Below are 19,733 nucleotides of genomic sequence, written 5' to 3' on the forward strand. Positions count from 1 at the left end.
CGACGGGGCCTGCCTCAAAAGGCCCCGGTCAGCCGGAAGGCCCCGGTCAGTCGCGCGGGCGCACCAGCTCGTACGCGAGACCCAGCGCCCCGTGCGCCACCAGCAGCGCCCCTGCGGTGACCCACCCTCCACTGCGTCGCCGTACGCCCCACACCATGACCGGCAGGCCCACCACCACCTGGGCCAGGGCGAGCGCACGGGCCTGCGGATCCCCTGCCCACGGCAGCCACGGCGCCAGCCGCCCCCGCTCCACCACCTCCAGTTCGGCTCGCACCGCCTCCCGCCAGCCCGCCACGACCCCCAGCCCCTCGATCCGGCGCACGTCGGCCGGGACCAGGGCGGCCTCGTGGAGCCGGTCGGCGGGTTCGCCGGGGAGCACCCCGGCGGGCAGAGCCACTCCCGCGCGCGTGAGTACGGCGAGCAGCCCGCGCAGCCGATCGCGGCCGTCGGCCTCGGAGTCCGCCCCGGTCAGCAGGCCGAGGGACGCCACGTCCTGTACGGGATCGAGCCCCAGCCGCGCGGCGAACGTACTCATCGCCTCGTCCTCCCCCACCGGGGTGCCGTTGGCCAGCCAGACGTAGCCGACGGGACGGCGGAAGCCGGACGCGAGGGTGAACCCGGCGCGGTCGGCGTCCCACCACAGCGCGAGCACGGGCCAGGACGAACCGACGGCCAGCGCCGCGGCCCACCCGTTCACGACACGGTCGACCGGCTCACCGGCGTGGAGCCACGGGGTGCCCTCGGGCACGAGCACGCTCCATTCGTCGCCGGCCCGGGTGAGCAGCAGACGCTCGCGCAGCAGGTTGGCGGCCGGGGCGACCGAGTCCGGTGCCGCCCGGCAGAGCAGCAGGGCACCGGGGGCGGCAGCGCCCGGTGAACCGGCCCGAAACCCATCCGTCGACATGGTCACACGCTAGGCAATTCATCCATGTCACGCCCGATATGAGGCATCGCCGATCACGCGAACGAGTGTCTTGACTTTCCACGGCCGCGATATATCGTGTTTTACGGAAGACGCGATATGGCGTGTCGCGTCCCGTGAAGGAGGTCAGCACCATGTCCGAGTGGTCCGTCGCCGAGCCCACGAAGCTCACCTTCGACGATCCGGTGAGCGAGCTGCACGTACGCATCGTCAACGGAGCGGTCAACGTCATGGGCACGGACCAGGGTGCCGCGCATCTGGAGATCTCGGACATGGAGGGCCCACCCCTGCTGGTCACCCAGGGGGGCGGCACACTCACGGTGGCGTACGAGGACCTGCCCTGGAAGGGCTTCCTCAAATGGCTCGACCGCAAGGGCTGGCGGCGCAGCGCGGTCGTCTCCCTCGCGGTCCCCGCGCAGACCCGCGTGGAGGTCGGAGTGGTCGGAGCCGGCGCCGTCGTCTCGGGGATCCGCGGCCAATCGGAGGTCAAGGGCGTGACGGGCGACACGACGCTGGTCGCCCTCTCCGGCCCGGTCCGCGCGAGCACGGTGTCCGGAAACCTGGAGGCCCAGTCCGTCACCGGTGACCTGCGCTTCAACTCCGTCTCCGGCGACCTGACCGTCGTCGACGGCTCGGGCTCCTCCGTGCGCGCCGACTCGGTCAGCGGCTCCATGATCATCGACCTCGACCCGGACGGCCCGACGGACGTCAGACTGACCAGCGTCTCCGGCGAGATCGCCATAAGGCTCCCGCACCCGGCGGACGCCGAGGTCGAGGCGAACACGGCGAGCGGCACCATCTCGAACGCCTTCGACGGCCTGCGGGTCCACGGCCAGTGGGGCGCCCACAAGATCACCGGCCGCCTCGGCGCGGGCACCGGCAGGCTCAGGGCCACCACGGTCTCCGGCTCGATCGCCCTGCTGCGCCGCCCCCCGAGGGACGACAAGGACGAGGCGTGGGACGCCGAACCGCCGGTCGAGGAGGCGGAGTTCGTCTCCGACGCCGTGGCCGAGAGGACGGGGGACCCGTCGACGGACGGTACGGCGACCGAAGCCGTACCAGACACGCCGACCGCGGCGGCCGACCCGGGGACCACCCCGGCGACCGCCCCGGCGGCCGGAACACAGGGCGACTTGGGGGAGAATTCCGTTTCCGGCCCGGACGACTCCGCGAGCGACGACGCCCCGGCCGACGGCACGACCGACAAGAAGGTGCTCTGACATGCCTCCCGTCTTCGCCCACGGCCGCCTCCGCCTCTATCTGCTCAAGCTGCTCGACGAGGCCCCGCGCCACGGCTATGAGGTGATCCGCCTGCTGGAGGAGCGCTTCCAGGGGCTGTACGCACCGTCGGCGGGCACCGTCTACCCCCGTCTGGCCAAGCTGGAGGCCGAGGGCCTGGTCACGCACACCACCGAGGGCGGCCGCAAGGTGTACGCCATCACGGACGCCGGCCGCGCCGAACTGGCAGATCGCAGCGGCGAACTGGCCGACCTGGAGCTGGAGATCCGCGAGTCGGTCGCGGAACTCGCCGCCGAGATCCGGGCCGACGTGCGCGGCGCGGCGGGCGACCTGCGCCGTGAGGTGCGCGCGGCCGCCACCGAGGCCCGGCACGGCACCTGGACCGGCACCGGGGAACACGGCCCCTCCGGGGACTACGGCGACCTGGGCGACAAGGAGGCCTGGCGGGCGGCCAAGGAGGAGATGCGTCGCGTCAAGCAGGAGTGGAAGGAGCAGGCCCGGCGTGCCAAGGACGAGAGCCGCCGCGCCCGCGAGGAGGCCCAGCGCGCCCGCCGCCAGGCCCAGGAGGCGCAGAACCGGGCCCGGGCCCAGGCGCAGGAGGAGATGCAGCGCATCGCCCGGCGGGTCCAGGACCATGTGCAGGACCACTTCGCGCGGGGCGACTGGCCGACGGGGGTACGCGAGGGTCTGACCGAACTGGCCAAGGAATTCGGCGAGTTCGGGAAGGAGTTCGGCAAGGACCTGGGATTCGGACGGCCCGGGACAGGGGCCGGGGCCGGTTCCGCCACCGGCAGGTCCGCACCGGAGCCGGAGTACACACAGGCCCCCGAGGACTTCCCGGCCGACTACGAACCGGCCTGGGCCCACGAGGACACCACCGGTGACCCGGTGCGCGACCTGGACCGTCTCCTCGACCGCTTCCGGGACGACATCCGCGACGCCGCCCGCGACCACGGTGTGACGGCCGACCAGCTCCGCGACGCCCGGCGCCATCTGTCGACGGCGGCGGCACACATCGGCGCGATACTGCGCGGGCCGAAAGTCTGAGCGCCTGTCCGGCAGCGCGCCCGCCGTGAAGGGCGGGCGCGCTGCCGGGGCGGCGGCCGTCAGCCCGCCTTCGCCTCTCCCCCGCCGTACAGCACGCGGGTCAGGGACTCGTGCGTCACCCCGTGCTCGGCGAGCGCCTCGGCGGCCACGCTCGGGCACGAGGTCAGGGCGAGGAGGAGGTGCTCGTCGCCGATGTGGCGGTCACGGTGCCCGAGGGCGACGCGAAGGGACCGGGTCAACAGCTGCTTGGCACCCCGGCTGAACGGCCGCCGCCCGAACGATCCCTTCCGCCCGGCCGCCAAGGCCCCCTCCCCATGGGCCTCCTCCACCCGGGACACGATCTCCGAGATGTCGATCCCCAGTCCCGACAGCGCATCCGCGTCGGCCCGGGAGAGCCCGCCGCGGCGCCGGGCCTCGGCCAGGGCGCGCGCCACTCCCTCGCGCCGCCCCGCCGACAGCCCGAGCGACGCCAGGGCGAACGAACCCCGGCTGCCCTCCCGTTCGAGAAGGGCGAGCAGGAGATGGGACTCCTCCACCCTCTCGTCGCCCAGCCGCTCGGCATGCGCGACCGCACCTTGTACGGCGGCACGGGCATCCTTCGTGAACCGTTCGAACATCACTGCCTCCCGTACTTCTTGTGCACGGCCTGCCTGCTGACGCCGAGTTCGGCGGCGATCTCCTGCCACGACCAGCCCTGGTTGCGGGCACTGCGCACCTGCACCGCCTCCAGCTGCTCCAGCAGCCTGCGCAGTGCGGCGACGGCACGCAGCCCGACCCGTGGATCGCGGTCTCCGGCCCGCTCGGCGAGATCCGTTGCTTCGGTCATGATGTCAACCTAAGTTGACGGGACCCCTCGCGTCAACCGTGATTGACAAATGCCGACGGCCGGCCCGGAAACCGGACCGGCCGTCGTACCGAGGCGGCAGTCGGCGGACTGCGGCGGCGATCAGCCGCTCGACGATCAGCCGTTGGTGAGCACGATCTTTCCGAACTGGTCGCCGGACTCCAGCCGCTCGAAGCCCTCACGGGCGCGGTCGAGCGGGAGGACCTCGTCGATGACGGGACGCACACCGGTGGCGGCGCAGAAGGAGAGCAGGTCCTCCAACTCGTCCTTGGTGCCCATCGTGGAACCGACGACCTTCAGTTCCAGGAAGAAGATGCGGGTCAGCTCGGCGTGCGAGGGACGGTCGCCGCTCGTGGCGCCGGAGATGACGATCGTGCCGCCGGGACGCAGCGACTTCACCGAGTGGGACCAGGTGGCGGCGCCGACGGTCTCGATGACGGCATCCACCCGCTGGGGCAGCCGCGCCCCCGACTCGACCGCCTCCACGGCGCCGAGTTCCAGGGCACGCTTGCGCTTGGCCTCGTCACGGCTGGTGGCGAAGACCCGCAGCCCCGCAGCCTTGCCGAGCACGATCGCGGCCGTGGCGACACCACCGCCGGCGCCCTGCACGAGGACGGAGTCCCCGGGCCGTACGCCGGCGTTGGTGAAGAGCATCCGGTAGGCCGTCAGCCAGGCCGTGGGCAGACAGGCGGCCTCCTCGAAGGAGAGTTCCTTGGGCTTGGGGAGGATGTTCCAGGTCGGTACGGCGACCTGCTCGGCGAAGGTGCCCTGGTAGCGCTCGGTCAGGATCGAGCGGGGCTCGTCGGGGCCGACGCCGTGGCCGCTCTGGCCGATGACGGAGTGCAGGACGACCTCGTTGCCGTCCTCGTCGACGCCGGCGGCGTCGCAGCCGAGGATCATCGGCAGCCGTTCCTCCGGGAGGCCGACGCCGCGGAGGGACCAGAGGTCGTGGTGGTTGAGGGAGGCGGCCCTGACTTTGACGGTGCTCCAGCCGGGGCGGGCCTCGGGGGCCGGGCGCTCCCCCAATTCAAGGCCGGAGAGCGGCTGGTCGCGGTCGATTCGGGCGGCGTAGACAGCGAACATGGGCTCGACGATAGGTTCCCGATCGGCCGGACGGAACCACGGCCCGCTGTGACACATGCCCTGTTGCGCAACGGCGGGGGGCCCGGGGGCGCCGGTCCCCGGGGCGACAACACCCTCGGAATCACCCGGACGGCCGGGCGGGTGGGCAAAAAAATGGCCCCGCCCGAACGGACGGGGCCATTCCAAGCGTCACCGACGGGCAACGCCCTCGGCCCGCGCGGCAGCCGCGACCGCCGCGGTCACCGCCGGAGCAACCCGCTCGTCGAACGGCGACGGAATGACATAGTCGGCGGCAAGATCGTCGCCGACGACCGCGGCCAGCGCCTCGGCCGCCGCGATCTTCATCCCCTCGGTGATCCGGGAGGCCCGCACCTGGAGCGCGCCCGCGAAGATCCCGGGGAACGCCAGCACGTTGTTGATCTGGTTCGGGAAGTCCGACCGGCCGGTGGCGACGACCGCCGCGTACTTGTGCGCGACGTCGGGGTGCACCTCGGGGTTCGGGTTGGCCATCGCGAAGACGAAGGCACCCTTGGCCATGGAGGCCACCGCCGCCTCGGAGACCGTACCGCCGGAGACGCCGATGAAGACGTCGGCGCCCGCCAGCGCGTCCTCCAGCGAACCGCTGATGCCCGCCTTGTTGGTGAACCCGGCGACCTCACGCTTCACGGGCGTCAGGTCCTCCCGGTCGGCCGACACGACGCCCTTGCGGTCGGCCAGCGCGACATCCCCGATGCCGGCCCCCACCAGCATCTTGGCGATGGCGACACCGGCCGCGCCGGCACCCGAGATCACCGCGCGCAGGTCACCGATCGAGCGCCCGCTCAGCCGCGCCGCGTTCCGCAGCGCCGCCAGCGTCACGACGGCCGTACCGTGCTGGTCGTCGTGGAAGACCGGGATGTCCAGCCGCTCCTGGAGCTTGCGCTCGATCTCGAAGCACCGCGGTGCCGAGATGTCCTCCAGGTTCACCCCGCCGAAGGACGGGGCCAGCCGGACGACGGTCTCCACGATCTCGTCGACGCCGGTGCAGTCGAGCGCGATCGGGACGGCGTCCACGCCGCCGAACTGCTTGAAAAGGATCGCCTTCCCCTCCATCACCGGAAGAGAGGCCTGGGGGCCGATGTCCCCGAGCCCGAGGACGGCCGTACCGTCGGTCACGACCGCGACCACGGACGACTTCCACGTGTAGTCGTTGACCAGGTCCGGCTGCTCCGCGATCGCGGTGCACACGCGCGCGACGCCGGGTGTGTACGCGAGGGACAGGTCGTCCTTGTCGCGCAGCGGCACGGTGGCCTGCACAGCCATCTTGCCGCCGCGGTGCAGCGCGAACGCCGGATCGAAGGAATCGAGGGGCTCGGCCCCGCCGTCCTGCTCCGTACTGTTGTCGCTGCGAGGATTGACGATCTCCGCTGCCACTTCGTTTTACCCCTTAAATATTCAAGGTTTGAGGGTTGACCACTCCTGGTGAAGAGTGGGCGGGACCGCATACGACCCGATTGCCTGATACGTACGGGTCGTACGCGACGGGCGCGCCGCACACGCGCCCTGAGCCCCGGATGAGGGGTGTAAAGAACCTTCTTACCCGACGGACAGGGCCGACGACGAGTCCATTAGGTGCAAGGTCACATCACGGGACTAGAAGGTCACGGCCTGATGACATCGAGGCGACGTCGAGGCGAGATGGAGCGCCCCATCGCACGTCGGGGAACGTCCGGGCAAGCACCGACCACATAGTGAGATGCACCGAAGGAATTTCGGCCGGCACCAGGGATTTCCGCAGACGGTCCGGCTTGATGTGCCGACCTGACGCGGTTCGGGGGTCACCCGTTATCCGATTTTGACATAGCGAGTCCCCTGAATAGCGCAGTCCGAATGGCAAGATGCCGTAAACCCAAGAGGTCGCGACACCCGAAGGTGTGTGTTCTCGTCGACCTAACGGCAATCTCCACCCCCTTCCGCCGGAGGAACCAACCATGACCGCAAGCTCCACCCGTCGTACGACCGCCCGCACCCGTACTGCCGCGGTCGGTGCGATCGCGGTCGCTGGCGCCCTGATCCTCACCGGCTGCGGTGACCAGACGGACAAGGGCAGCGACGGCGGCTCGACCAAGTCCTCCGCCGCGGCGCCGCTCGCCGACAAGCTCCCCGCGGACATCAAGAAGGCGGGCGTCATCAAGGTGGGCTCCGACATCGCCTACCCGCCGGTCGAGTACATGGAGAACGGCAAGGCCGTCGGCATCGACCCCGACATCGCGGACGCCCTCGGCAAGCAGCTGGGCGTGCAGTTCCAGTTCACGAACGGCAAGTTCGACCAGCTCATCGTCGGTCTGCAGGGCGGCCGTTCCAACGTCATCATGTCGGCGATGAACGACACGAAGGACCGCCAGAACGGCATCGACTCCGACAGCGGCAAGAAGGTCGGCAACGGCGTCGACTTCGTCGACTACTTCACCGCCGGCACCTCGATCCTCGTCCAGAAGGGCAACCCGAAGGGCATCAAGTCCCTGGACGACCTGTGCGGCAAGGTCGTGGCCCTGCAGCGCGGCACCACGTCCGAGGGCATCGCCAAGGCGCAGAGCACCAAGTGCACCAAGGACGGCAAGAAGGCCATCACGCTGCAGACCTTCGACACCGACCCCGAGGCGCTGCTCCGTCTGAAGCAGGGCGCGTCCGTCGCCGACCTGAACGACTTCCCGGTCGCGGCCTACAACGCCAAGACCTCCGGCGGCGGCAAGGACTTCGAGGTCGTCGGCGACCAGATCGAGGCCGGTCCGTACGGCATCGCGGTCGGCAAGAAGGACACCCAGCTGCGCGACGCGCTGCAGGCCGCCATGAGCGCCATCATCAAGAACGGCGAGTACCAGAAGATCCTCCAGAAGTGGAACGTCACGCAGGGCGCGGTCACCGAGGCGAAGATCAACGGCGGCTCTTGAGCAGCCCGAGCAAGACTGAAGGGCTGTCTCTGTGACTGACAAGGTCGACAAGATTCCGGCGTCAACGGTGCCGCCGGAGCAGATCAAGGCGATCCCGGTGCGCCACTACGGCCGCTGGGTGGCGGGCGTCGGCGTCGTCGCCGTCCTGGTGCTGATCGGTCTCGCGTTCTCCAACGCGAACATCAACTACAGCATCATCCCGGACTACCTGACGGATGCCACCATCCTGTCCGGCGTCTGGCACACGCTGTACATCTCGGTGCTCGCGATGGTGCTGGGCCTCGTGCTCGGCGTCATCCTCGCGGTGATGCGGATGTCGTCGAACCCGGTGACCAGCACCGTGGCGTGGCTGTACATCTGGTTCTTCCGCGGCACTCCGGTGCTGGTGCAGCTGCTGCTCTGGTACAACCTCTCCCTCGTGTTCCCCATTCTCAACCTGGGGTTCTACAAGGACGAGATGAACCAGGTCATGACGCCGTTCCTGGCGGCGCTGCTGGGCCTCGGTCTGAACGAGGCCGCGTACATGTCGGAGATCGTCCGGGCCGGCATCCAGTCGGTCGACCTGGGGCAGACCGAGGCATCCCACGCACTGGGCATGACCAGCGGCAAGACACTGCGCCGGGTGGTCCTGCCGCAGGCGATGCGGGTGATCGTGCCGCCCACCGGCAACGAGTTCATCAACATGCTGAAGACCTCGTCGCTGGCCTACGCGGTACAGTTCAATGAACTGATCAAGCGCGCCACGGACATCTCCAGCACCTCACTGGCGGTCGTCGAGATGTACTTCGTCGCGTCGATCTGGTACCTGATCCTCACCAGCGTCTTCAGCGTCGGCCAGTACTACCTGGAGCGCCGTTACGCCCGCGGCTCGACGCGGAACCTGCCGCCGACCCCGTTCCAGCGCCTGAAGAAGAACCTCCGACTGTTCGGTTCTTTCCGCCGCCCGGAGGTGGCCCGATGACCGGTCTGAGCAAGGACATCGCACAGCCGACGAGCGGTGCGCCGATGGTCAAGGCCGAGGGCGTGCACAAGTCCTTCGGTCTGGCGCACATCCTCAAGGGCATCGACCTGGTGGTGAACCCGCGCGAGGTGTTCTGCCTGATCGGCCCGTCCGGTTCCGGCAAGTCCACCTTCCTGCGGTGCATCAACCACCTGGAGAAGATCAGCGCCGGCCGGCTGTACGTCGACGGTGACCTGGTCGGCTACCGCCAGAAGGGCGACAAGCTCTACGAGCTGAAGGAGAAGGAGGTCGCGGCGCAGCGACGGGACATCGGCATGGTGTTCCAGCGCTTCAACCTCTTCCCGCACATGACGGCTCTGGAGAACGTCATGGAGGCTCCGGTCCAGGTCAAGGGCGAGACCAAGGCGGTCGCCCGGGAGCGGGCCGAGCGGCTGCTGGACCGGGTGGGCCTCGGCGACCGCAAGGGCCACTACCCGGCGCAGCTCTCGGGTGGTCAGCAGCAGCGTGTCGCCATCGCCCGCGCGCTGGCGATGCAGCCGAAGCTGATGCTCTTCGACGAGCCGACCTCGGCCCTCGACCCGGAGCTGGTCGGCGAGGTCCTCGATGTGATGCGGGACCTGGCCGAGGACGGTATGACGATGATCGTCGTCACGCACGAGATGGGCTTCGCGCGTGAGGTGGGCGACTCGCTGGTGTTCATGGACGACGGCATGGTGGTCGAGTCCGGCCACCCGCGCGACGTCCTGACGAACCCGCAGCACGACCGGACGAAGTCGTTCCTGTCCAAGGTCCTCTGACACTCCGCTGCGAGAAGGGCGGTACGGGATTCCCGTACCGCCCTTCGCCGTACCGCCCTTCGGCTACTTGAGCGCGAGAAGCAGCGTGTCCGAAGGCGAGCACCACACCGGCCGGGCCTCGGCGAAGCCCTTCTCGCGCAGCACGCGCGCGTGCCAGGCGGCCGAGGGCATCTCGCCGTCGGCGTGCTCGCCGTAGATCTCGAAGCGCCGGGCGGTCGGCCCGGCGAGCACCGGGTCCTTGGCGGCGAGCTGCCACCATTCGGCCCAGTCGAGGGCGCCGTTCCGCTTGGCCTGATCCATACGGGCGTGACGCCCGGCGCGCTCGGCAGCGTTGATCCGCGGCGTGGACTCGTCGATCATGTGGTCCGCGTTCATGAAGACACCGCCGTCGCGGACCAGTTCCGCGACCTGACCGTAGAGAGCCGCGAGGGGTTCGCTGTGCAGCCAGTGCAGGGCCGTGGCGGTCAGGACGGCGTCGTACGAGTCGTACGGCAGCTTCGCGGGCCAGTCCGGGTCCTTGAGGTCGGCGGTCACGAAGCCGACCCGCCCGTCACCGGCGAAGGTGCCCTCGGCAATGGCGAGGAGGGCCGGGTCGAGGTCGACGCCGGTGCTGGTGGCCTGCGGGAACCTGTGCAGCAGCCGCGCGGTGATGGTGCCCGTGCCGCAGGCCAGGTCCAGCACGCGGGGCGCGGTCCCGACGAGGGCCTCGACCATGTCGAGCATGATCCGGAAGCGTTCCTCGCGGTCCGGCATGTACCACTCCTGCTGCCGGTCCCAACTCTCCTGCCAGGCCGGCCAGTCCGCGCCTACCGTCACCATGTGTGCGTCCGCGTTCGTCATCGAACTCCTCCACCCCGTCGATCGCGTAATACCCTGTAAGCACGACCGTCTATTACCCGACCGCACCCCACGACCATAGAGCGCCCCCGTAAGGACTACAAGTGGAACTGGCCTATTACTCGGATTACGCCGTCCGTCTCGTCAACAGCGAGGAACCGGCCCGGGGCAAGGACACCCTGACCTCGGTCGAGGCCGTCCGCGATCTGTTCGGCGGCAACCAGTCCGCGGCCCGTCGCGCCACCGACGCGGACGTCACGCGCTTCCGCTCCGTACGGGCCCGGCTGCGCGCGGTCTTCGAGGCCGCCGACAAGGGCGACGAGACGCTCGCGGTGGACCTGCTGAACTCGCTCCTGCTGGAGTTCCCGGTGAGCCCGCAGATCTCCGGGCACGACTTCCGGGACGACGACGGCCGTCCGCTGTGGCACATGCACCTCACCGACCACCCGTCGAACGCGACCGCTGGGTACGCCGCGATCGCGGCGATGGGCCTCGCGTTCCATCTGACCGAGTACGGCGTGGACCGCCTGGGCCTGTGCCAGGCGCCCCCCTGCCGCAACGCCTATCTGGACACGTCGACGAACCGCTCCCGGCGCTACTGCTCCGACCGCTGCGCGACCCGCGCCAACGTGGCCGCCTACCGCGCCCGCAAGCGCCTGGAGGCCGACCGCCCGGAGAGGACGGGCCGGGCGGCCGAGAGCGCCCAGCGCACCAGTGCGAGCGGCGAGCGCTGATCGCGGCGGAGCGGCCGGTAGCGCAGCCGGACCCGGCCGAGGATCAGGTCCTCCGGCACGGTCCCGTAGTCGGTGCTGTCCCCTCCGGCGTACGGATTGTCCCCGAGCACCCACCAGCCGCCCTCGCGTCGCTCGGCGGCCCGCTTGACGACGAGCAGGTCCTGCTGGAACGGGTGGCGCAGGACGACGACGTCACCGGGCCTGATCCGGGCCCCGTACTGCACCACGAGCTGGTCCCCGTGGTGGAGCGTGGGCACCATGGACGGCCCGGTCACCTCGGCCAGTCCGAAGGGCGTGACGGCCCTCCCCCGTTCGGTCTCCTGCGACAGCTCCGGCATCCCCGGCACCTCCCCGGTCCGTTCCTCCACCAGTCTCAGTCTGACCCCGGACTTTTGTCCTAAGCCCAAGGGGGCACTCGCGAAAACCCGTCCCTCAGGGAGTAATGTCCCACCTGAGAAGACGATCACGAGGAAGGAATGCTCCATGCTTTCCCGCCTGTTTGCCCCCAAGGTCAAGGTCAGCGCGCACTGCGACCTGCCCTGCGGTGTGTACGACCCGGCCCAGGCCCGCATCGAGGCGGAGTCGGTGAAGGCCGTCCAGGAGAAGATGGCCGCCAACGACGACCCGCACTTCCAGGCGCGTGCCACGGTCATCAAGGAGCAGCGTGCCGAGCTCGCGAAGCACCACGTCTCGGTGCTCTGGAGCGACTACTTCAAGCCCCCGCACTTCGAGAAGTACCCGGAGCTGCACCAGCTGGTCAACGACACCCTGAAGGCCCTCTCGGCCGCCAAGGCGTCCACCGACCCGGCGACCGGCCAGAAGGCCCTGGACTACATCGCCCAGATCGACAAGATCTTCTGGGAGACCAAGAAGGCGTGATCTCCCTTTACGCCCTCTGACCTGCGATTTCTTTCGTTGCAGTGTCTACCTGTCCGCACCCGGTCCGCAGGCCGCCGAGCACGGCGTCCATGACGGTCCGGGTGCGGTCTTCTTCCCCCGGCCACAGATGGGCGTAGATCCGCAGCGTGATGACGGCGGACGCGTGGCCGAGGACGAGCTGGACCTGCTTGACGCTCGCTCCGCCGGCGATGAGGGCGGAGGCGAAGAAGTGGCGCAGGTCGTGGGTCACCATGTGGGACAGCTCTACGGGCTTACGACCCCCGCGCTCGGCTGCCTCCCTCTCCGCCGCCTGGAGCGCCCTGCGGGCGCAGCTCTATGGCCGGCGCCCGCGCCTCCAGGCTCGCCGACCGAGCCCCGGTACTCCCGCCCGCCCGGTGGTCCAGTAGGCAATCAGGGACTCCACAGCGCGTACCCGGGCCGGCATCCCCTCGTGGCCTGCCGCCTCGGCGCACGCCCGGGCGGTACGGCTGTGCGTGGCGGCGGAGTCATGGGCGCCCAGGTCCAAGCAGACGTGTGCGGACAGCCCGCACAACCGAGGGGCCGCGACGTACAGGCCGATGGTCTGGCGGGGATGCTGCCGCCCGCAAGGGCGGGCGCGCGGGCCGACAGCGCCGTACTTGCGTCCACCAGCGAGGGGTTCACCCCCGCCGACATCGCTCACGCGGCGCGCACCGTCTCCCAGGCCCAGTTCGAGCGCACCTTCGACACCGGAACCCGGACCACCCCCACCACCGACGACTACCTGGACACGATCCGCGACACCAAGCCCACGGTCAGCGCCGCCATGGCCCAGGAATTCGCCCAGCAGACGGAGAAGTACGCCCGCATCTAGCGTCCAGTCCGATGGGGAGTCGATCTGCGACGGAAGTGTCAGGCCGGCGTAGGAGGCGTGTCGCTGCCCGTATCGATGAGGATCTGTTTGGCCTCGGTGACGTTGTCGGCCCGTACGGCCCTGGCCATCGCGGCGCGTGCCGCGTCGGGCGACGTGTCCGGAGGGATCAGCATCAGGGAGAAATGGTCCCGGTCGCCCCGGGTGATGAGGACGGTGTCGTCACCGACCGGGAAGGAGTCGATGTGGACGACTCGTTCGTCGACCATCACCCGGGTCGGCAGTTCGTCCCAGGCGCTGCGGTCCAGGCCGACTCGGGTGACAGGTCCGAGATGCTCGGTCAACGCGGTGATCAGCGAGGGGAGTTCGGCACCGATGTCCCGGGACCGCGGCCACCATGCGCCGTCCAGGATTCCCTCGCGTGCGTGTGTCGTCTCCAGCCTCAGCAGGGCCGTCCCGGGTTTCACCGACCGGTGGACGGCGTCCGGCAGGAGCCTGGGGAGGTCGGGGGTGTCGGAGTCGGCCATGGTGTCCGCCCGTCCGTCGAGAGCAGTGCGATCGCAGAGCGTGCGACCGCGATACGGCCCTGCTACCTCACGGTACTCCGCACGACGCTCCCGCGAGCGCTTCGCCGCAAGGCGCGGTTACGGAAGCAGAAAGGGATTGATCCGACATGAACAATCCTTGCGAAGGTTCACTTCGGTCCGAGAAGCCGACGCGGCGGCTCAGCCACGCCCTTCCTCTTCTGTCTCCATCTGGCGGATCCCCTGGTGCGTCAGCGTGATCATCGCGGGCGTGTTGCCCCTCCCCCAGTCCACGACGACCAAGCCTTCACCTGCCAGGTACATACAGGCAGCGGCCATGTCCTGCTCAGGGATACCGAGGTCGGTGCGGAGCTTCGCCCCATCGACGCCCAGGAGCCGATTGCCTTCGGCGGCTCGGTACAGAGCCTGCATGATCCTCTCGCGGTACGTCTTCCGGTCTCGCAATATCGCCATGACGCGCCTTCCTCTACTGCCCACGGTCGGACCGAAGTCGATGTCATCCGCGGTCGCCGTCGCGGTGGGGCGCGTCGCAACGGTCGCGTCCACCGCCGACCGACGGTGCCTCCGGGGCCGACGCCCGATCCCCGGCAGAACATCGCTGTAGTGGAAGGCAGCGATCCGTTCGTCGTGCTGAGCGTTGAGCTGGTGGATCAGAACGACTCCGACGGCGGTCAGAAGGAGCAGCACGGCCACGGCGACGACAGTCATGGTTCTCTCACCTCCGTCGACCGGCGGGCGAAGGCCCTGCCGAACCGATGTGCCGGGGCAGGCACGACGGCCCGACCTGCTCCGCCGTCGGTCTCCCACGCTTCTTCCCTGATCCGGGCGTTGATCCTGTCTGCTGCTTCCTCCCGGGTCGGGGCATCGATGCCGTCGCCCGCCATCAGCTGCGCGGCGGCATCCGCACCGGATTCCGGCGGAATCACCAGGACGTCCCGGCGGCCATCGGTGGAGGAAAAGGTCAGTCTGTGCGGATCCTGCTCCTCGGTGGACCAGCCCACATGCACCGTGCGCCCGGCGAGGGACACCCGACGCGGGATGACGGGCCAGTGGGCAGGGTTCACCGTAATACCTGTGATGCGACCCCAGAGGTCGCCCAGTGCGGCCGCCAAGGGGGGCAGCTCACGGGTGAGGGCACGGGAACGCGGCCACCACATGCCGTCCAGCCCGCCCGGTGCGGGCGTCAGGGACAGGCGAGCCGGCAGCGGCGGCGCGCGCCTGCTCGATGTCGTGCGGTCGATGGTCACGGACATGGCGCGAACCTGCCCCCGGGCTCGTGAGCGGCCCGGCGTTGTCGATCGCCGGAAACGGCACCCGCAGCGGAGCCGGTGCACGAAGAACTCCCGGTGCCTTCACACTACTCCGCCCGCTGACCCAAGAGGCCGCGGATGACCTGGCATTTTCCTGCCTTCGGGACCTGGTCCCGGGTGCCCGAGGCGCACCTTGTCAGAGCCGGTCCTTGCGCTTGAACGTCAGTTGCAGCACGGCGGACAGGACCACGATGACGGCTGCCGAGGTGATGAATCCGGACTGGCGGCCGAAACCGGGGTAGGGGAGATTCTGGCCGTAGTAGCCGGTGATCGCGGTGGGTACGGCGATGATCGCGGCCCAGCTCGTCACCTTCTTCATGATCAGGTTCATGCTGTTGGCCTGGACCGAGAGGTTCGCCTTCATGACCGAGGCCACCAGGTCCCGCAGTGATTCTGTCCATTCGGTGGCACGCAGCACGTGGTCGTAGACCCTCCAACTCCTCGATGCTGTCGTCCAGTTGCTGGACCGCGACGAAGTGGCCGTCCACGAGATGGCCGAGCAGGCCGTGCAGCAGGAATCCGACACCGTGGCCGGTGAGGAATACGGCGATCTCGCTGTACGTCAGTTCCGCACCGTCCGGGCTGACGGTCACGGCACAGGCACTGAGGAACTCGTGGGTGCGACAGCGGTCGAGTTTCGGCCCCTGCCCACGCTGTGCGGCGTCCTCCAGAGCCAGTTCGTGGATGCCGAACTCCTGGCCGAGCATGGTGAACTCGGCGGTCCCGGGCCGGTACTGGTCCAGCCACAGGACCGACGCCGAGTCAGCGAGATGCGCGGAGACGTCACTGGCAGCCCAAGGGCTAGTCTCTCGCGCCTCGATCATCCCGCTTCGTCCTTATTGCCGGCACAGCAGGCTCTGGAGATCACCGGCGGTCGGCGCACCCTGCAAACATGCCGGCTCCGGCCCGCCGAGGGTCCGGCGTCGGCCGCCTACGCCCCCGGGCGGGACAGCAGTCCGCACACAGTCCGCAGGACACCCGATCAGGACCGTCGCGCCCCATCGCCACCAATCGCCAAAAGGCCGGGTCAGCGACCCACAGGGAAGATCCCCGCAGGTCACCGACCTGGCCCGTTACCAGGAGACCAAGAAGGCCTGATCCCGTATCAGGCTCCCGGTCTTTCCGGAGCAGTTGTGAGGGGGCCCTGCCGAAGACCCGGCCGGGCCCCTTCGCCGTCCGCCGGCGGGTGTCGGGGCCGTCGAAAGCCGGGGGACCCGCCCGCTCGCTCCTGTGCGAAGCTGAAGGGGTGAGCATCGAGGACCTGGTGCGGCTGCGGCGGGCCCGCGACCGTATGGACCGTGAGTACGCCGAGCCGCTCGACATCGCCGAGCTCGCGCGCACCGCGCTGATGTCCCCGGGGCACTTCCAGCGCAGCTTCCGCGAGGCGTACGGCGAGACTCCGTACAGCTATCTGATGACCCGTCGTATCGAGCGGGCCAAGACCCTGCTGCGCCGCGGCGACCTCAGTGTCACGGAGGTCTGCCTCGCCGTCGGCTGTACCTCGCTCGGCTCCTTCAGCTCCCGGTTCACGGAGCTGGTCGGCGAGACCCCGAGCGCCTACCGGGCCCGGTCGCACGAGGAGAGCGCGGTGATCCCGTCCTGTGTCGCCCGTACCTTCACCCGTCCGCGGCGCCGCCCCTACTGACCGGCCTCTCCCGCCCCGCGGGCCCTACACTGAGATCGCTCAACAGCGTTGCCCGTCAAGGTCTTTGATGAGAGCCGGGGGAGCCGTGGCGACTGCACGCATATCCGTCCTGAGCCGTGACCCGATCGCGGACGCCGAGTCCCTCACGGACTGGCTCAGGGGCGAGCCGGCACTCGCCGGGAAGGTCCGCCTCGACGGCGCCCGACCCGAGCCCGGGCAGCTGGGCACCGCGCTCGACACGGTGACCGTGCTCCTCGGCGCGGGCGGCCCGCTCACCGTGCTCGCCTCCTGCCTGCGCGCCTGGATCACCCAGCCGCGCCGCAGCGACGTACGCCTGGAGGTACGGCGCGCGGACGGCTCCGGCGTGGAGATCGACGCCAAGCGGGTGCGCGGCGAGGACCTGGAAGGCCTGCTGCGGCGGATCCTCGACGACGGGCCGGACCAGGACGTACGGGAGTGACGTGCGCCTTCCCGACCCCCACCGCTCCCGGGTCGTACTGATCGGCGCGAGCCGGTACTCCGACCCGGGCCTGCCCGACCTCCCGTCCGTCCACCGCACCATCACCGACCTGGCCGGACTCCTCACCGACCCGTACTACGGGCTGGTCCCGGACAGTCACTGCACGGTGCTGCTCGACGACGGCGACCTGCGCACCGTCGGCGGACGGCTGCGGGCGGCCGTGGCCGAGGCGGAGGACCTGCTCCTCGTCCACTACGCCGGGCACGGCCTGGTCGGCGGCCGGCGCCACGCTCTCCATCTGGCGCTGCCGGACAGCGAGTGGGCCGCGCCCGAGTTCAACTCGCTGGAGTACGAGAAGCTGCGCGACGCCGTGCTCGACAGTCCGGCCGGGACCAAGCTGGTCGTCCTGGACTGCTGCTTCTCCGGCCGTGCCCTGGGCGACTCCCTGGCAGGGGGCGGCGACGCCGAGCGGCTCGGGCAGCTCGCGGTGGCGGGCACCTACGTGCTGACCTCGGCGCAGCGCGACCAGGTCGCCCTCGCGCTGCCGGAGGAGGAGCACACCGCGTTCTCCGGGCGGCTCATGCGGCTGCTGCGCGAGGGGGTGGTCGGCGGGCCCGAGCTGCTCACGATCGACGACCTCTACCGCCGGCTCCGGGCGATCATGGAGGCCGAGGGCCTGCCCACCCCGCTCAACCGCGCCGCGGGAACCGCGCACGAGATCGCCCTCACCATCAACCGCGCCTTCGCCGCGACCGCCGGACCCGAACTGCGCCGACAGCAGATCGCCGCGGTCGAGCAGGGCAAGGCCGGGGACTGGAAGGGCGCGGCGGAGCAGCTCCAGAAGATCCTCGACGAACAGACCCGGATCCTCGGCCCCGAGCACGCCGACACCCTGCGCACCCGCCAGTCCTACGCCCACAGCCTGGGCGGCGCGGGCACCCCGGTGCAGGCCGCGGGGCTGCTCCGGCAGCTCCTGGCCGAGCAGTTGCGGCTGCTCGGCGAGGACCACGAGGACACGCTCCGCACCCGGCAGTTCCTGGCGGTGAACCTGGGCGAGGCGGGGCACCGGGAGGAGGCCGTCGGCATGCTGCGGGTCCTGCTCGCCGACCGGTGCCGGGTCCTGGGCGCGGAACATCCGCACACCCTGCGCACGCGGCACATCCTGGCCCGCAACCTCGCCCTGACGGGCGGGCGGGACGAGGCGCTGGCACTGCTGCGGCAGCTGGTGGTGGAGCGGGAGCGGGTGCTGGGGGCGGAGCATCCGCACACGCGGAGGGCCCGGGAGGATCTGGCGGGAGTGGAGGAGGCCGGGGATGGCTGACGACCGGTTCGGGGAGCGGGCGCGGCAGGTCGTGCAGCGCGCCGAGGCGTACGCCCGTCGGCTCCGTCACCACTCCGTCGCGCCGGGGCACCTCCTGCTGGCCCTGCTCGACGACACGCCCGACGGCACCGCCGCGGAGATCGAGAGCCTCACCGGCGCCCCGGCCGCGCGGATACATGACTCGATGCGGAAGGCCCTCGGTGCGGGGGCCACCGAGCAAGGGGGGTTCATGCCCCTCGCCGCGGAGACCAGGTCCGTGCTCGAACTCGCACCCCGTGAGGCCGCCCGCCTCGGAGCCACGACCGTCGAGCCGGCACACGTCCTGCGCGCGCTGCTCGCCCAGGGCAACGGCACCGTGATGGGCGTCCTCCAGCGGAACGGTGCGGACCTGAATCGCTCGCGGCAGCTGACCGACCGCCCTGCCCCAGCCCCACAGCTCCGCGGCCCCCTCTCGTCCCTCACCCGCGACCTGGGCGCCGTGACAGCCCCCGTCGTCGGCCGCACGCACGAGGTCGACCGCGTCATCCGGACCCTCACCCGCCACCGACGCAACGTGCCCCTCCTCATCGGCGAACCCGGTGTCGGCAAGGAGGCCGTGGCCCGGGGAGTCGCCCTCGCGATCGCCGAGGGACGCGTACCGCCGGCCCTGCGGGGCCGTACCGTGCGGGCCCTCGACCTCGCCGCCGTTCTCGCCGATCCGCGGCACCGGGCCCGGGGCAGTGCCCTGGTCACGGAGCTGCTGAGCGAGGCCGGGGACGATGCGCCCCTCGTGCTCCACCTCAGCGGCGCTCTCACCCCCCTGCACCTGTCCGAGGGCACGACCACGCCGCTCGGCCTCTTCCGTTCCGTGCTCGAAGCACCGGAGGTGTTCGTGCTCGGCGACTGCGGCCGCGCGGAGTACGAGCACCGGGACCCGGACCCCGGCCTCGACCGCCTCGTCCAACCGATCTTCGTCGAGGAGCCACCCGCGGAGGGCGTACGGGAGATCCTGCGCGCCGTCCAGGGACGCCTGGAGAGCCACCACAACGCGGTCCTCACCGAGGAGGCCCTGGCGGCCGCCGCCGCACTGGCCCGCGACCACGTCCCCGACCAGGCGCTCCCCGGAGCGGCCATCGGCCTGCTGGACGAGGCCGGAGCCCTGGCCCGGATCCGCGCCGCACGCGCGGACGTGTCCCCGGGCCGGCCCCTGGAAGTCACCGACGCCGACGTCTCCCAGGCCCTCGCCGCCTACTCCGGCATCCGGACCCCGCCCCGCCGACTCACCACCCCCGCCCGGCACGATCCTTCCGTCTGGTCCATGAGTTGAACGGGCGCGGCCCGGGCAACCGC

The 19,733-nt window shown here is 70.4% G+C and carries 23 protein-coding genes and 2 pseudogenes; 12 read left to right on the forward strand and 13 right to left on the reverse strand.

All coding sequences use genetic code 11. From position 1 onward, the window contains the following. Positions 1-46: 46 nt before the first annotated feature. Positions 47-904, reverse strand: a complete 858-nt coding sequence (locus tag ACZ4EG_RS25130; protein WP_467792179.1) for a hypothetical protein — start codon at positions 902-904, stop codon at positions 47-49. Positions 905-1,056: 152 nt separating this feature from the next. On the opposite strand from ACZ4EG_RS25130, the gene ACZ4EG_RS25135 reads away from it, so the two are divergent. Both ACZ4EG_RS25135 and ACZ4EG_RS25140 read left to right on the forward strand, forming a co-directional pair. Then, on the forward strand, positions 1,057-2,142 hold the full coding sequence (locus tag ACZ4EG_RS25135; RefSeq protein WP_467792180.1) for a DUF4097 family beta strand repeat-containing protein: 1,086 nt from the start codon (positions 1,057-1,059) through the stop codon (positions 2,140-2,142). Position 2,143: 1 nt separating this feature from the next. Continuing rightward, positions 2,144-3,208 carry a PadR family transcriptional regulator gene (locus ACZ4EG_RS25140; RefSeq protein WP_467792181.1) on the forward strand — a complete coding sequence of 355 codons (1,065 nt, stop codon included), beginning with the start codon at positions 2,144-2,146 and terminating at the stop codon, positions 3,206-3,208. Between the two features lie 59 nt (positions 3,209-3,267). Here the strand turns inward: ACZ4EG_RS25140 and ACZ4EG_RS25145 are convergent, their stop codons facing one another. From ACZ4EG_RS25145 to ACZ4EG_RS25160, 4 genes are all read right to left on the reverse strand, one after another. Continuing rightward, positions 3,268-3,825: a Clp protease N-terminal domain-containing protein gene (locus ACZ4EG_RS25145; RefSeq protein ID WP_467792182.1), complete on the reverse strand. Its 558-nt coding sequence runs from the start codon at positions 3,823-3,825 to the stop codon at positions 3,268-3,270. Further along, positions 3,825-4,034 (reverse strand): helix-turn-helix domain-containing protein, encoded by a 210-nt coding sequence (locus tag ACZ4EG_RS25150; protein ID WP_018571396.1) that lies wholly within the window; start codon positions 4,032-4,034, stop codon positions 3,825-3,827. Before ACZ4EG_RS25150 ends, ACZ4EG_RS25145 begins: the two co-directional genes overlap by 1 nt. Before the next feature lie 135 nt (positions 4,035-4,169). Further along, positions 4,170-5,135 carry a zinc-binding dehydrogenase gene (locus tag ACZ4EG_RS25155; protein ID WP_467792183.1) on the reverse strand — a complete coding sequence of 322 codons (966 nt, stop codon included), beginning with the start codon at positions 5,133-5,135 and terminating at the stop codon, positions 4,170-4,172. A gap of 189 nt (positions 5,136-5,324) precedes the next feature. Then, the gene (locus tag ACZ4EG_RS25160; RefSeq protein WP_453560037.1) at positions 5,325-6,548 is read right to left on the reverse strand and encodes an NAD(P)-dependent malic enzyme; all 1,224 of its coding nucleotides are present in this window, start codon (positions 6,546-6,548) and stop codon (positions 5,325-5,327) included. Between the two features lie 557 nt (positions 6,549-7,105). Here ACZ4EG_RS25160 and ACZ4EG_RS25165 point away from each other — a divergent pair. From ACZ4EG_RS25165 to ACZ4EG_RS25175, 3 genes are read left to right on the forward strand one after another with little or no spacing between them, the layout of a single operon-like run. Then, complete coding sequence (locus ACZ4EG_RS25165) at positions 7,106-8,065, forward strand: ABC transporter substrate-binding protein (protein ID WP_453560039.1); 960 nt, start codon at positions 7,106-7,108, stop codon at positions 8,063-8,065. 31 nt (positions 8,066-8,096) lie between these two features. After that, on the forward strand, positions 8,097-9,026 hold the full coding sequence (locus tag ACZ4EG_RS25170; RefSeq protein WP_453560042.1) for an amino acid ABC transporter permease: 930 nt from the start codon (positions 8,097-8,099) through the stop codon (positions 9,024-9,026). Further along, on the forward strand, positions 9,023-9,823 hold the full coding sequence (locus ACZ4EG_RS25175; protein WP_467792184.1) for an amino acid ABC transporter ATP-binding protein: 801 nt from the start codon (positions 9,023-9,025) through the stop codon (positions 9,821-9,823). Before ACZ4EG_RS25170 ends, ACZ4EG_RS25175 begins: the two co-directional genes overlap by 4 nt. 63 nt (positions 9,824-9,886) lie before the next feature. On the opposite strand, the gene ACZ4EG_RS25180 is transcribed toward ACZ4EG_RS25175, so the two are convergent. Beyond that, a complete protein-coding gene (locus tag ACZ4EG_RS25180) occupies positions 9,887-10,663 on the reverse strand; it encodes a class I SAM-dependent methyltransferase (protein WP_467792185.1) in 777 nt (258 codons plus the stop codon). Between the two features lie 101 nt (positions 10,664-10,764). Here ACZ4EG_RS25180 and ACZ4EG_RS25185 point away from each other — a divergent pair, with 101 nt between their 5' ends. Further along, the gene (locus ACZ4EG_RS25185) at positions 10,765-11,394 is read left to right on the forward strand and encodes a CGNR zinc finger domain-containing protein (RefSeq protein WP_453553324.1); all 630 of its coding nucleotides are present in this window, start codon (positions 10,765-10,767) and stop codon (positions 11,392-11,394) included. Here ACZ4EG_RS25185 and sodX read toward each other — a convergent pair. Then, entirely contained in the window at positions 11,298-11,732 is a 435-nt protein-coding gene (gene sodX, locus ACZ4EG_RS25190; protein ID WP_390708988.1) for a nickel-type superoxide dismutase maturation protease, read from the reverse strand. The genes ACZ4EG_RS25185 and sodX overlap by 97 nt on opposite strands. A 145-nt stretch (positions 11,733-11,877) precedes the next feature. Between sodX and sodN the strand changes: the two genes are divergently transcribed. Further along, on the forward strand, positions 11,878-12,273 hold the full coding sequence (gene sodN, locus ACZ4EG_RS25195) for a superoxide dismutase, Ni (protein WP_020136639.1): 396 nt from the start codon (positions 11,878-11,880) through the stop codon (positions 12,271-12,273). A gap of 7 nt (positions 12,274-12,280) precedes the next feature. Here the strand turns inward: sodN and ACZ4EG_RS25200 are convergent. Then, a pseudogene (locus ACZ4EG_RS25200) lies at positions 12,281-12,607 on the reverse strand (tyrosine-type recombinase/integrase); the annotation flags it as partial. Positions 12,608-12,865: 258 nt separating this feature from the next. Here ACZ4EG_RS25200 and ACZ4EG_RS25205 point away from each other — a divergent pair. Then, a complete protein-coding gene (locus ACZ4EG_RS25205) occupies positions 12,866-13,126 on the forward strand; it encodes a hypothetical protein (RefSeq protein ID WP_467792186.1) in 261 nt (86 codons plus the stop codon). Positions 13,127-13,164: 38 nt separating this feature from the next. Here the strand turns inward: ACZ4EG_RS25205 and ACZ4EG_RS25210 are convergent, their stop codons facing one another. The 5 genes and pseudogenes from ACZ4EG_RS25210 to ACZ4EG_RS25230 all read right to left on the reverse strand — a co-directional run. Continuing rightward, the gene (locus ACZ4EG_RS25210) at positions 13,165-13,650 is read right to left on the reverse strand and encodes a DUF5994 family protein (protein WP_467792187.1); all 486 of its coding nucleotides are present in this window, start codon (positions 13,648-13,650) and stop codon (positions 13,165-13,167) included. 198 nt (positions 13,651-13,848) lie between these two features. Beyond that, the gene (locus tag ACZ4EG_RS25215; RefSeq protein WP_453553780.1) at positions 13,849-14,121 is read right to left on the reverse strand and encodes a hypothetical protein; all 273 of its coding nucleotides are present in this window, start codon (positions 14,119-14,121) and stop codon (positions 13,849-13,851) included. 251 nt (positions 14,122-14,372) lie between these two features. Next, a complete protein-coding gene (locus ACZ4EG_RS25220) occupies positions 14,373-14,921 on the reverse strand; it encodes a DUF5994 family protein (RefSeq protein ID WP_467792188.1) in 549 nt (182 codons plus the stop codon). A 193-nt stretch (positions 14,922-15,114) separates the two neighbouring features. After that, on the reverse strand, positions 15,115-15,396 hold the full coding sequence (locus tag ACZ4EG_RS25225; protein ID WP_467792189.1) for a CorA family divalent cation transporter: 282 nt from the start codon (positions 15,394-15,396) through the stop codon (positions 15,115-15,117). A 169-nt stretch (positions 15,397-15,565) separates the two neighbouring features. Continuing rightward, a pseudogene (locus ACZ4EG_RS25230) lies at positions 15,566-15,802 on the reverse strand (magnesium transporter); the annotation flags it as partial. Positions 15,803-16,224: 422 nt separating this feature from the next. On the opposite strand from ACZ4EG_RS25230, the gene ACZ4EG_RS25235 reads away from it, so the two are divergent. The 4 genes from ACZ4EG_RS25235 to ACZ4EG_RS25250 all read left to right on the forward strand — a co-directional run bounded on the left by ACZ4EG_RS25235 (position 16,225) and on the right by ACZ4EG_RS25250 (position 19,710). Next, positions 16,225-16,623, forward strand: coding sequence for a helix-turn-helix transcriptional regulator (locus ACZ4EG_RS25235; protein WP_363294163.1), 399 nt, complete (start codon positions 16,225-16,227; stop codon positions 16,621-16,623). Between the two features lie 85 nt (positions 16,624-16,708). Beyond that, entirely contained in the window at positions 16,709-17,083 is a 375-nt protein-coding gene (locus tag ACZ4EG_RS25240) for an effector-associated constant component EACC1 (protein WP_453553334.1), read from the forward strand. A gap of 1 nt (position 17,084) precedes the next feature. Beyond that, positions 17,085-18,404 (forward strand): caspase family protein, encoded by a 1,320-nt coding sequence (locus tag ACZ4EG_RS25245; RefSeq protein ID WP_453553336.1) that lies wholly within the window; start codon positions 17,085-17,087, stop codon positions 18,402-18,404. Beyond that, complete coding sequence (locus ACZ4EG_RS25250; RefSeq protein ID WP_467792190.1) at positions 18,397-19,710, forward strand: Clp protease N-terminal domain-containing protein; 1,314 nt, start codon at positions 18,397-18,399, stop codon at positions 19,708-19,710. Before ACZ4EG_RS25245 ends, ACZ4EG_RS25250 begins: the two co-directional genes overlap by 8 nt. Positions 19,711-19,733 lie beyond the last annotated feature (23 nt).

This window comes from Streptomyces sp. NPDC025638, from assembly GCF_055558775.1.

Excerpts from the sequence above, each read along its gene's own strand:
- ACZ4EG_RS25130 (WP_467792179.1), bottom strand. The coding sequence starts at position 904 with ATGTCGACGGATGGGTTTCGGGCCGGTTCACCGGGCGCTGCCGCCCCC.
- ACZ4EG_RS25135 (WP_467792180.1), top strand. The coding sequence starts at position 1,057 with ATGTCCGAGTGGTCCGTCGCCGAGCCCACGAAGCTCACCTTCGACGAT.
- ACZ4EG_RS25140 (WP_467792181.1), top strand. The coding sequence starts at position 2,144 with ATGCCTCCCGTCTTCGCCCACGGCCGCCTCCGCCTCTATCTGCTCAAG.
- ACZ4EG_RS25145 (WP_467792182.1), bottom strand. The coding sequence starts at position 3,825 with ATGTTCGAACGGTTCACGAAGGATGCCCGTGCCGCCGTACAAGGTGCG.
- ACZ4EG_RS25150 (WP_018571396.1), bottom strand. The coding sequence starts at position 4,034 with ATGACCGAAGCAACGGATCTCGCCGAGCGGGCCGGAGACCGCGATCCA.
- ACZ4EG_RS25155 (WP_467792183.1), bottom strand. The coding sequence starts at position 5,135 with ATGTTCGCTGTCTACGCCGCCCGAATCGACCGCGACCAGCCGCTCTCC.
- ACZ4EG_RS25165 (WP_453560039.1), top strand. The coding sequence starts at position 7,106 with ATGACCGCAAGCTCCACCCGTCGTACGACCGCCCGCACCCGTACTGCC.
- ACZ4EG_RS25175 (WP_467792184.1), top strand. The coding sequence starts at position 9,023 with ATGACCGGTCTGAGCAAGGACATCGCACAGCCGACGAGCGGTGCGCCG.
- ACZ4EG_RS25180 (WP_467792185.1), bottom strand. The coding sequence starts at position 10,663 with ATGACGAACGCGGACGCACACATGGTGACGGTAGGCGCGGACTGGCCG.
- sodX (WP_390708988.1), bottom strand. The coding sequence starts at position 11,732 with ATGCCGGAGCTGTCGCAGGAGACCGAACGGGGGAGGGCCGTCACGCCC.
- sodN (WP_020136639.1), top strand. The coding sequence starts at position 11,878 with ATGCTTTCCCGCCTGTTTGCCCCCAAGGTCAAGGTCAGCGCGCACTGC.
- ACZ4EG_RS25205 (WP_467792186.1), top strand. The coding sequence starts at position 12,866 with ATGCTGCCGCCCGCAAGGGCGGGCGCGCGGGCCGACAGCGCCGTACTT.
- ACZ4EG_RS25210 (WP_467792187.1), bottom strand. The coding sequence starts at position 13,650 with ATGGCCGACTCCGACACCCCCGACCTCCCCAGGCTCCTGCCGGACGCC.
- ACZ4EG_RS25215 (WP_453553780.1), bottom strand. The coding sequence starts at position 14,121 with ATGGCGATATTGCGAGACCGGAAGACGTACCGCGAGAGGATCATGCAG.
- ACZ4EG_RS25220 (WP_467792188.1), bottom strand. The coding sequence starts at position 14,921 with ATGTCCGTGACCATCGACCGCACGACATCGAGCAGGCGCGCGCCGCCG.
- ACZ4EG_RS25250 (WP_467792190.1), top strand. The coding sequence starts at position 18,397 with ATGGCTGACGACCGGTTCGGGGAGCGGGCGCGGCAGGTCGTGCAGCGC.